Here is a 10,556-nt window from a genome sequence, read left to right as displayed (position 1 = left end):
TACTTTACTTTGTTGTGACTACCTCGCCGTATCCTTTCCCCACGGCCTTCTCCCAGCCTCAAGTATAGGCAGATTCGCCTCCGTAGGCACATAAATCACTGCCTGTGGGTTTTTCTCAATGTTATCGATCCACAACCAGTGGAGGTACGCTTCATTGTTGCGCAGCGATTCCCCGATGATCTGGTTGGAGCGGGCCACGCCATGCGCGCGGATAGTATCTGCGGCAGCCAGCATAGCAGCGCTTTCCATTTTGGCGCGGGCTTCCGCCACGGCTACTTCTTTAGACGCCTGGGCATGCGCCAGCAGCGCTTCTCCTTCCATGCGCTGGGAATACACTTTGTATTGGGGGCAGCCCCACAATCCAAGTATAACTAAGCCGGTAAACACTAAAAGAACAAAGGTGGAGAGTGAAATAATGGATCTCGTATTCATATGGGTATATGTTCTGCACCGCAGAACGGGGTTTGGTTTCAGCTTCAAATATAGGTATATAATCATATACAGGCCGGCGCCTTCACGGTAACGCCTACCCCGGAAAACGGGATTTTCTCCGTTTGTATACTTCTTCTCCTTCTTCACCGTTTATTAAAATTATATTTGTAGCGTTTTATTTTGCCAATTATGATCGCATCCATATTAACCAGGCTGGAATCCTCCCGGAAGGAATTACTGGATTTGGGCCTCAGAAATCCATTGTTGAATTACAAGTTGCCGGCGGGCAAAGGTTTACATATTGTAGAAGAACAATCTGCTGCCATTTATGATATACTGGTGCGGGAAGGTAAAACCATGTCGTTTCTCGGCCGCCCCGAAAAAAAGCAGGAAGAAGAAACCGTACAGTATAACGAACCGGTGTCTAAAGACGCGTTAACCGATACCCGTTTACAAACCAATGAAACCCAGGTAACCCTGCATTCCCGGCTGCTGAATACCTACTATGCGGCACGGATGAGCATGGAAGAACAAGGGGTGAACATCCTTTACATCTCACTGGGGATGCTGCAATGGTACGAGGCCGCCGGCAGCGATGAGGCACGCTTTGCACCGCTGATCATGGTGCCGGTGCTGCTGGATCGCTCCAGTGCAAGGGAGCGTTTCCGGCTGAAATATTCCCTGGAAGACGTAGGCGCCAATATTTCGCTGCAGGCCAAAATGAAAGCGGATTTTAATATCGATATCCCCGACCTTCCGGATACGGAAGATTTTGACGTGAACGCGTATCTCGCGGAAGTGGCCGCAGCGGTGGAGCCTATTCCCGGGTGGAAAGTGGCCCCTGATGCGGTAGAACTGGGCTTTTTCTCTTTTGGCAAATTCCTGATCTATAACGACCTGGACGCTTCCAAATGGCGGCAGGAAGATGATATACTTACACATCCTGTTATTCAAAGCCTTTTTGGCGGCGGCTTTTCAGATGCCGCACCACAATTGGATGACGATGTGTTCATTGACAACGATACCAATGCGCATGAACTGTTCCAGGTAGTGGACGCCGACAGCTCACAGATCATGGCGATGCTGAGCGTACAGGAAGGCCGGAACCTGGTGATACAGGGGCCTCCGGGAACAGGCAAATCACAAACTATCACCAACATCATTGCAGATGCCATAGGGCGTGGGAAAAAAGTATTGTTTGTAGCAGAGAAAATGGCGGCGCTGGAAGTGGTGAAACGCCGGCTGGATAACATACAGCTGGGAGAAGCCTGCCTGGAACTGCACAGTCATAAGGCCAATAAAAAAGAACTGCACCAGGAGCTGAGGAAGGTACTGGAACTGGGACGGCCGTCTATCCGGAAGTTACAGGAAGAAGTGCTGCTCCTGGATAATTATAAAAAAGAACTGAATGGTTATTGTCTTGCTATAAACGGGGCAATCGAAAAAAGCGGTTTAACTGCGCACCAGGTAATAGGCTACCTGTTACGGTTAAACGAAGAAACTGCGGGTATCACCTTACCTGCCATACAAATACCGGATATTACACAGTGGGATGCTGTGGCTATGAACAAGGCCACAGCTATGGCATTGCGGATACAGGCATGCCTGCAGGAAACGGGTGTACCGGCCAACCTCGCTTTCCGTGGCAGCCGGCTTACTGTATTATTGCCGCATGAACAAACTGCGTTTGCGCAATTGCTCAAAGAGGCACTAACAGCACAGGAAGCATTGATGCAGGCAACTTCCGCTATTGCGGGGAAAATGAATATCCCATCTCCCAAAGATATTACCGCCATACAAGCGCTTATTGATATTTGTGCGTTGCTGGCGCGCCAACCCGATCTCGGGGACATGAATGTTGCCAGTAAAGCCTGGCTGCTGCAAAAACAGGACATCGCGGAATGGCTGGCTGCAGGGGTGGCGGCTACCGCTGTGCAGGAACAGTACCAGGAGATCTTTATTCCTGAAGCCTGGGAACAAAATGTAATGGAGATCCGGGAGAACCTGCTGGCGCATGGTCATAAGTGGTACAAATTCCTTATAGGCGCATACAAAAAAAGTAACCGGCAGCTGGCTGCTTTATGTAAACATGAACTGCCACGCGATAAGGAAGATAAACTACAGTATATAGATGCCATCATGGAGTTCAGGCGACAGGATGCACTATTGAAAGAACATGCCGCGTTGGGCCGTGAGCTGTTTGGCAGCCGCTGGCAGAAGTCGCATACCGACTGGCCCGCATTGCAGGAAGCAACGGATTATATAACGGAGCTGCATACACGCGTTTCGGCAGGTAGTTGTCCGCCGCAGGTGGTGGTATGGCTGCATGGTAACCGGAATGCGGCAGAAGCGCTTGCGAACCAGCAGCAACTCACCGGGTTGCTGCTGGAGCAGCAGCAACGCAACAGCGCTGTGCTAAACCGGCTGGAAATGCCTGCAGGTCAGTTCCCCCTGTTGCTGGATGCACAGCAACGGCAACTGCAAACATGGACAGATAAACTGCCGGAAATACATCATCTTATTGCCTGGAACAATATAACGGAAACGGCTATACAGGAACAGCTGGGATGCCTGATCACGCCGGTGCAGGAGTGGGAAGGAGGCGCCAGGTTACTGAGAACAGCCCTGGAGAAAACATGGTACGAGTACCTGGTGGAAACAGCGGTGAAATCGCAGCCGGCACTGCGTAAATTTGAACGCGCGGGCCATGAAGAAATGGTGGAACAGTTCCGGAAACTGGATGTGCTGAACCTGCAGTATAACCGCGCCCGCGCCGCTTTACAGCACTGGGAACAGATGCCCCGCGCGGATGCAGGCGGACAGGTAAATATCCTGCGCACAGAGTTTAACAAGAAGGCGCGCCATATGCCTATCCGCAAACTGATGCAGGAAGCAGGATTGGCTATACAGGCTATTAAACCGGTATTTATGATGAGCCCCTTATCTATTGCCAACTTTTTACCGCCTGCTACACTGGAGTTTGATCTTGTTATTTTTGACGAAGCCAGCCAGGTAAAGCCTGTGGAGGCTTTGGGTGCTATTTTGCGCGGCCGGCAATTGGTAGTAGTGGGAGATAATAAACAGTTACCACCTACCAGTTTCTTCGATTCACTTACCCGCGAAACAGATGATGAAGAGAATGTAACAGCAGATATGCAGAGCATCCTGGGTTTATGTGATGCACAGGGTGCGCCGCAACGTATGCTGCGCTGGCATTACAGGAGCCGGCACGAATCGCTGATCACTTTATCGAATCACCAATTCTATGAAAATAAACTGGTGATCTTCCCCAGTCCAGGTGATAAAGAAAGAAAAGGACTCGTATTTCATCACCTGAAAGATACAGCGTATGATCGCGGTAAAACCCGCACCAACCCAAAAGAAGCAGAGATAGTAGCCGATGCGGTAATGGAGCATGCCCGTAGACATCCGGGCCTTAGCCTGGGAGTAGTAGCGTTCAGTACCTCACAACGGCAGGCGATCAGCGACGCGCTGGAGTTACGGCGCCGTAAATCGCCGGAGCTGGAATCGTATTTCATGGCGCACCAGGATGAACCTTTCTTTGTAAAGAACCTGGAAAACGTACAGGGAGATGAAAGGGATGTGATCTTTATCTCTATCGGTTACGGACGTACGGAAGAGGGCTATGTGGCCATGTCTTTTGGCCCGCTGAATAATGAAGGCGGGGAAAGAAGACTCAACGTACTGATCACCCGGGCAAAGATGCGTTGTGAAGTATTTACCAATATCACCGCCGATGATATTGATTTGAACAGGACAAAAAGTTATGGCATACAATCGTTGAAGAATTTCCTGTATTTCGCCCAGCATGGAAAGCTTTATATGACGGCGGAAACGGGTCTTCCGGCCGACAGCCCCTTTGAAGAAAATGTAGCGGCAAAGCTGGAGGCGCTTGGTTATACCGTTCGCAAACAGGTTGGATCAAAAGGATTTTATATTGACCTGGCTATTGTAGATGCAGAAAATCCGGGCCGTTATATATTGGGAATAGAATGTGATGGCGCGGCCTATCATTCAGCGCGCTCTGCGCGCGACCGCGACCGTTTGCGGCAACAGGTGCTGGAAGCCATCGGCTGGAAGATCCACCGGGTATGGAGCACCGATTGGTTCCGCAATCCTGAACGGGAGCTGAATCGTTTGGTGACCGCTATTGAAAAAGCAAAAGCTGCGGTGGCCATCGACGACCAGGTAGCTGCAGATGTGGCAAAAGAAACCGCAGAAACATTAACCAGGGAAGCGGTGCCTGAAGTGGAAGATGAAGTACCGGAGTATGAAACAGCCGTACTGCCTGATGAAATCAGGGAGCAGGAGTTTCATCTTTCACCGATCGGTAAACTATGCAACTGGATAGAGCAGGTGGTGGTGGTAGAAAGCCCCGTTCATTTTGATGAACTGGCGCGGCGTATGGTGGAAGCAGCCGGTATAACCAGGGTTGGGCCGCGCATCCGGGAAATACTGCGTCATGCAGTACGCCATTCCGATGCCGGCAAACGGATAAAGATAAAAGGACAATTCCTCTGGGATACCTCGTTGCCAACACCGGTAGTGCGCAACCGCAGTCAATTGCCGGCTTCCGCCAGGAAAATCAACTACATCGCGGTAGAGGAAATAGGCGTAGCCCTGGAAAAGGTAGTGAAAGATGCCATAGCTATCCAACGGGAAGATGCAGTTCCTTTTATTGCCAAAATGTTTGGCTATAGCCGCGTTACCGAAGAAATGAAAGAAGAGATCCTTAAAGCTATTGATATCAGCATTGCCAATAACCTGGTACAGCAGGAAGGAGAACTGCTGAAAGCGTGATATCGTACAGGTAATGTACTAAAATCGAACACATGTAATATGTTGTTATGTGTTTGGTGCTGGTATTTAGTATACGTTCCGGATGGCATGTTTTTGCTTTTCATGTGTGGAGAAGAGAAAATGTGAGATAGACATCAACTAAAAACTTCTCCGATGTTTCGAAATCATCTCCTGATAGCATGGCGTAATCTGGTAAGGTTTAAATATTATTCCCTGATCAACATAGCGGGGCTTTCTATCGGTATGGCAGCTTGCTGGTTGCTGTTGCTGTATGTACAGCGGGAAACCAGCTTTGATAATTTTTACCCCCAGGCAAATCGTATATACAGGGCCGTTAACCATGCCACCTGGTCGGGCGGTAACCTGCACCTGGCTTCCACCTCCGCGCCCTTTGCCGCAGTATTGAAGAAAGATTATCCCGAAATAGAACAGATCACCAGGGTGGAAACGGATGGCGGCGCCGCATTGAAATACGGGCAAAAGAAGCTGGAAGTAGGGGATATGTTTTTTGTAGACAGTACCTTTTTCGGGGTGTTCAATTTCCCGATGGCGGCAGGAGATGCTGCTACTGCGCTGGCGCAGCCCAATTCGCTGGTGCTCACACGCAGCCTGGCCCAAAAGCTGATTGGCAGTCCTGAAGAGGCGGTAGGAAAAACTATTCTTACGGAAGACAGCACCGCTTATACCGTGAGCGCAGTAATGGAAGATGTTCCGTCGAACTCGCATTTTTCTTTCAGCGGCCTGCGTGTAATGCCTTCTGATTATAACGCCAACGGCTGGCAGAATTTCGACGTATATACCTACCTGTTACTCCAGGACGGCGCCGATGCCAAAGCGCTGGAAAGCAAGCTGCCGGCGTTTTTTGAGCGGTATTTAAAACCACGCATGGGAGAGGTGACTTACAAAATGGAATTACAGCCGGTAGAAGATATTCACCTGCATTCGCATCTCGGCTATGAAATATCACCCAATGGGAATATCCTGTACATCTATATTTTCCTTTGCATTGGTTTGCTTACATTGCTGATTGCCTGTATTAACTATATGAACCTTGCCACCGCCCGTGCCAGCGCACGTATACGGGAAGTAGGCGTACGGAAAAGTATGGGATCGGGCAGGGAGGAAATTGCACGGCTGTTCCTGACAGAATCCATGCTGCTTACCTTTTTAGCGGCGCTTGTGGCAATAGGACTGGTAGCCTTGCTACTGCCCTGGTTCAATAGTTTTACCGGGTCGCAGGTAAGGTTGTGGCAGTTCGGGATATTAAGAACCATTGCAGTGATGCTGTTGCTGGCGTCACTTACCGGATTGCTGGCAGGGGTTTACCCGGCGGTATTTATGTCTGGTTTTAAAGTGATCAATTCACTGAAAGGCAAGCTGGGCAACGGCGGCCACGCGGGTTTCCGTAAAGGACTGGTTACTTTCCAGTTTGCGATAGCCATTATTCTAACAGGTAGCACCATGGTAGCCTACGATCAGTTGCAGTACATGATGCATAAAAATCTCGGCTTTAATAAAGACCAGGTATTGTCTTTCCATTTACCCGACCAGCAAATGCGGAATAAGATCCCAGTGCTGAAAGAACAGCTGTTGCGCAACCCGCTGGTACAGCAGGTGGCTGCAGCCAGCAACCCTATTGGCCGGAATAATATTGGCGGCCATGGCTTTTTCTTTGAGCAGAACGGCAGTATTTCCGACGCTTCTGTAATTGCACAGAATTACGCGGTGGATGCAGATTACCTGAAAACGTTGGGCATTACGCTGAAGAGCGGCCGTAACTTTTCAGATACCGGCGAATCGGATATGCAACATGCAGTGCTGATCAATGAAACGCTGGCAAAAACACTGAACTGGGATGATCCGATCGGGAAGCGGGTGCAGTTTAAAATAGACCAGGAAGGGAACCGCACAGAGCGTGTAGTCATAGGCGTTATGAAGGATTTTCACATTTATTCCCTGCAGCACAAAATAGCGCCGCTGGTACTGGAAATGCCTCCTTTTACCAATATGGAGGACAACATATATGTAAAGGTGAGCAAGAATAATATCCCCGCAACTGTTGCCTATATTGAAAAAGTATTTCATTCCTTTGATCCGGGGCACCAGTTCGACTACAGTTTCATAGATCAGAATTTTGCGAAGCAATACGCAGGGGAGCAGAAACAGGAAACGATATTTATGTTGTTTGCTGCGTTGGCTTTGTTCATCGCTTGCCTGGGGCTCTTTGGCCTGGCGGCTTTCACCGCCGTGCAGCGCACAAAGGAAATAGGTGTGCGCAAAACATTGGGCGCCACTACGGGGAACATTGTGAAATTATTGTCGAAAGATTTCCTGCAGTTGTTGCTTATTGCTGCGGTGGTAGCCTTCCCGGTTACCTGGTGGATCATGGACCGGTGGCTGAATAACTTCGCTTACCATGCGGGTATCAGTATCTGGGTGTTTGTACTTACCGGTAGCGCTGTGGTAGTAATAGCATTGGCCACTGTAAGTTTCCATGCGGTAAAAGCAGCGCTGGCTAATCCTGTTAAAAGTTTAAGGGCTGAATAAAAAAGAGCGCCGGGTAAATTGATCACCCGGCGCCGTATCATTAAGCAGTTTTAAAGCATCGCATGCTGATACTGCCGTTTTGTATTTCCTCGTAAGTAAATTTTATCTCCTCGTTTTTATCTACCAGTCCCAGGGTATAGATCATGGGAAGATAATGATCGTTGGTAGGAATAGACAATTGCGCTTCCCTGCCAAGTGTATGATAATTCACGAGATCGGCGAATGCGCCCTGTTCCAGTTTTTGTTTCACCGTTTGATCGAAGGAAACGGCCCAGTCGAATGGTTTGGCATTGTCTGTAAACAGTACCTGCCGGAGATTATGTACAATATTACCGCTTCCCATGACCAGCACGCCTTTATCCCGCAATGCTTTCAGTTCTGCAGCCAGTTTGAAGTGATATTCCGGTGGCTGGTGGTAGTCGATGCTTAACTGGTATACAGGAATATCCGCCATGGGGTACATATGTTTCAGTACCGTCCATGAACCGTGGTCCAGGCCCCAGTGGTCATCTTCTATCACGTTGGTGGAAGTGATGAGTTGTTTGGTTTCCCGGGCCATTTCCGGAGCGCCTGGCGCCGGATATTGCACTGCGTATAATGCCTCGGGGAACCCGCCAAAGTCGTGGATGGTTTCCGGTTGAGGCGCTACCAGCACATGCGTGCCTTTGGTGAGCCAGTGGGCGGATATTACGAGAATGGCGCTGGGTTTTTGAGGCAGGTCCCGTCCCATACTGCCGAGCGCCCGTGTAAAGGCATTGTCCGTGATTCCGTTCATGGGGTTGCCGTGCCCGATGAACATCACAGGCATACGGGCGCTGTTTTTGAATTGGCCGGTAATGTTTCTGAGATCGTTGAGTTGCATGCTATTCCTCCTGGTGGCAGCAATGCCTTTGATGATAAATTTATGCGAACTGGCGCAGGAAATCGGCCAGGCTCATTTTTTCCAGTTTATGCAGCAGCGCGCCCTCAATTTCCTGGTAGAGTTGGTCCAGATGCTGGTTAATCTGTTTCCCTACGGGGCAATCGGGGTTAGGCTTATTTTTACTGTTTCCCAGCAGGGAAGCCTGTTGCACGGCATGGTACACCTCCGACAGCCGGATCTTTTCGGCCGGTTTGGACAGGGTGGCGCCGCCGTTTTTGCCCTCTTTGCTTTCTATAAGCCCGTGGTTGCGGAGATTGCTGATTTCCTTCCGTACCAATACAGGGTTAATGTTTATGCTGCCGGCAATATAGTCGGACGACAGGAGTTCCCCTTCCGCGCTGGCCAGCAGCGTGAGAATATGCAGTGATATGGGAAATCTTCCGTTGTTCATTCTGTAATTTACATTATTACAGTACAAAAGTACAATAATAGGAGGGAACGGAAAAATTTATCTGTGTGTATAGAAGTAAACAACGCTGGCAATGATGAGTACCAGTATGATAAGTGCGATCACGCAACCGTTCCGGCTGGGTTGTTTAACGGCGCTGGCCACCCCCCGGGCGCCGATCAGGGCCTCCACAGCCTCTTTGGCTTCCAGGAGCCCGATATTGGTGTCCGGGAGCCTATTCATTTCTGTCAGGTAGTATTTAATGGCGTGCAATTTTCCCGAATGCAGGCTCAGTTGTATGGCTTTTTCTTCTATAGTGCGTTTGGTGATTGAATTTTTCCGTTTCTCGGGTGATGTTTCGTCGATAACTACCTTTTGACAGCTTTGGCAGATAACCAGTACGTTAAAAGGGTCTTTTTCCGGTATGGTACGGATTATATCCGTGCTCCCACACCAGGGACATACTTGTACAGTGCTCATTAATGGTGGAACTTTTTATTAACTGCTGCATAAGTTAATAAAAGTTTTTCAGGTTTCAGCTATAAATGCAGCGGATGGGAGGAAGGTAGCCGTATTTCAGCTGGTGCAGTTACTTCTGGTATACTTCGCGGATACTTCTCTGGTACTTAGGGGTCGTCTATATGTCGAACTCCCCATACACTCCCCATACACTTCCCATACACTTCCCATACACTCACCATACACTCACCATACACTCCCCATACACTCCCCATAGCTCATGGCTGCTTTTTCAGGTGCCCGGCAAACGCCTTTTTGAACTTTTCCAGTTTGGGCTTGATCACAAAGGTGCAATACGGCTGGGACCCGTTCTGGTTATAATAGTTCTGGTGGTAGTCTTCCGCCTCGTAAAAGGTAGTAAGCGGTGCAATTTCCGTTACAATGGGCTTATCATATGCCCCGGATTCCTGCAGCTTTTTCTTGTAAAATTCCGCTTTCTCTTTCTGGTCTTCATTATTATAGAAGATCACGCTGCGGTACTGGGTACCTACGTCATTTCCCTGCCTGTTCAGCTGGGTAGGGTCGTGGCTTAGCCAGAAGGCCTGGAGCAGTTCCTCGTAACTGATTTTAGCGGGATCGTAGGTAACCCGGATCACTTCTGCATGGCCGGTGGTACCGGTACACACCTGTTCGTAGGTTGGATTGGGCACATTGCCGCCGGCGTAGCCGGATTGTACTTTAATGACCCCGTCGAGGTACTGGAACTGGGCTTCCGTACACCAGAAGCAGCCACCTCCGAAGGTAGCAGTAGCCGTTTTTTCATTGTTGGTTACTTCCATATCTCCTGGCACTTTGTCTTTTTTTTGCTGGGCGCAGGCGGAAAACGCCAGGGCGATCAGGCAAATAAATATTGAATACTTTCTCATAAAAAATAATATTTCAAAGATGCAGCTTTTTTTTATATGTCCGAAGCCACTGCTGTTAAAG

At 49.3% G+C, this 10,556-nt stretch carries 7 protein-coding genes; 2 read left to right on the top strand and 5 right to left on the bottom strand.

All coding sequences use genetic code 11. The annotated features are described in order from the left end of the window. Positions 1-18 precede the first annotated feature (18 nt). Positions 19-432 (bottom strand): hypothetical protein, encoded by a 414-nt coding sequence (locus VN105_RS04925; protein WP_325638513.1) that lies wholly within the window; start codon positions 430-432, stop codon positions 19-21. A 189-nt stretch (positions 433-621) separates the two neighbouring features. On the opposite strand from VN105_RS04925, the gene VN105_RS04920 reads away from it, so the two are divergent. Together VN105_RS04920 and VN105_RS04915 are read left to right on the top strand one after the other, a co-directional pair. Continuing rightward, positions 622-5,253, top strand: coding sequence for a DUF3320 domain-containing protein (locus VN105_RS04920; RefSeq protein WP_325638511.1), 4,632 nt, complete (start codon positions 622-624; stop codon positions 5,251-5,253). Positions 5,254-5,406: 153 nt separating this feature from the next. After that, positions 5,407-7,800 carry an ABC transporter permease gene (locus tag VN105_RS04915; protein ID WP_325638509.1) on the top strand — a complete coding sequence of 798 codons (2,394 nt, stop codon included), beginning with the start codon at positions 5,407-5,409 and terminating at the stop codon, positions 7,798-7,800. 40 nt (positions 7,801-7,840) lie between these two features. Here VN105_RS04915 and ygiD read toward each other — a convergent pair whose 3' ends face one another. The 4 genes from ygiD to msrA form a co-directional block, all read right to left on the bottom strand. Continuing rightward, entirely contained in the window at positions 7,841-8,608 is a 768-nt protein-coding gene (gene ygiD / locus VN105_RS04910; RefSeq protein ID WP_325638507.1) for a 4,5-DOPA dioxygenase extradiol, read from the bottom strand. Between the two features lie 94 nt (positions 8,609-8,702). Next, positions 8,703-9,113, bottom strand: a complete 411-nt coding sequence (locus VN105_RS04905) for an Rrf2 family transcriptional regulator (RefSeq protein ID WP_325638505.1) — start codon at positions 9,111-9,113, stop codon at positions 8,703-8,705. 57 nt (positions 9,114-9,170) lie between these two features. Beyond that, on the bottom strand, positions 9,171-9,590 hold the full coding sequence (locus VN105_RS04900) for a hypothetical protein (RefSeq protein ID WP_325638503.1): 420 nt from the start codon (positions 9,588-9,590) through the stop codon (positions 9,171-9,173). Between the two features lie 257 nt (positions 9,591-9,847). Continuing rightward, the gene (gene msrA, locus VN105_RS04895) at positions 9,848-10,495 is read right to left on the bottom strand and encodes a peptide-methionine (S)-S-oxide reductase MsrA (protein WP_325638501.1); all 648 of its coding nucleotides are present in this window, start codon (positions 10,493-10,495) and stop codon (positions 9,848-9,850) included. Positions 10,496-10,556: the final 61 nt, after the last annotated feature.

It is taken from the genome of Chitinophaga sp. (assembly GCF_035564935.1).
Classification (GTDB): domain Bacteria; phylum Bacteroidota; class Bacteroidia; order Chitinophagales; family Chitinophagaceae; genus Chitinophaga.
The sequence above is the reverse complement of the archived record's forward strand: the minus strand, read 5'-3'. Positions and strand labels throughout refer to the sequence as shown.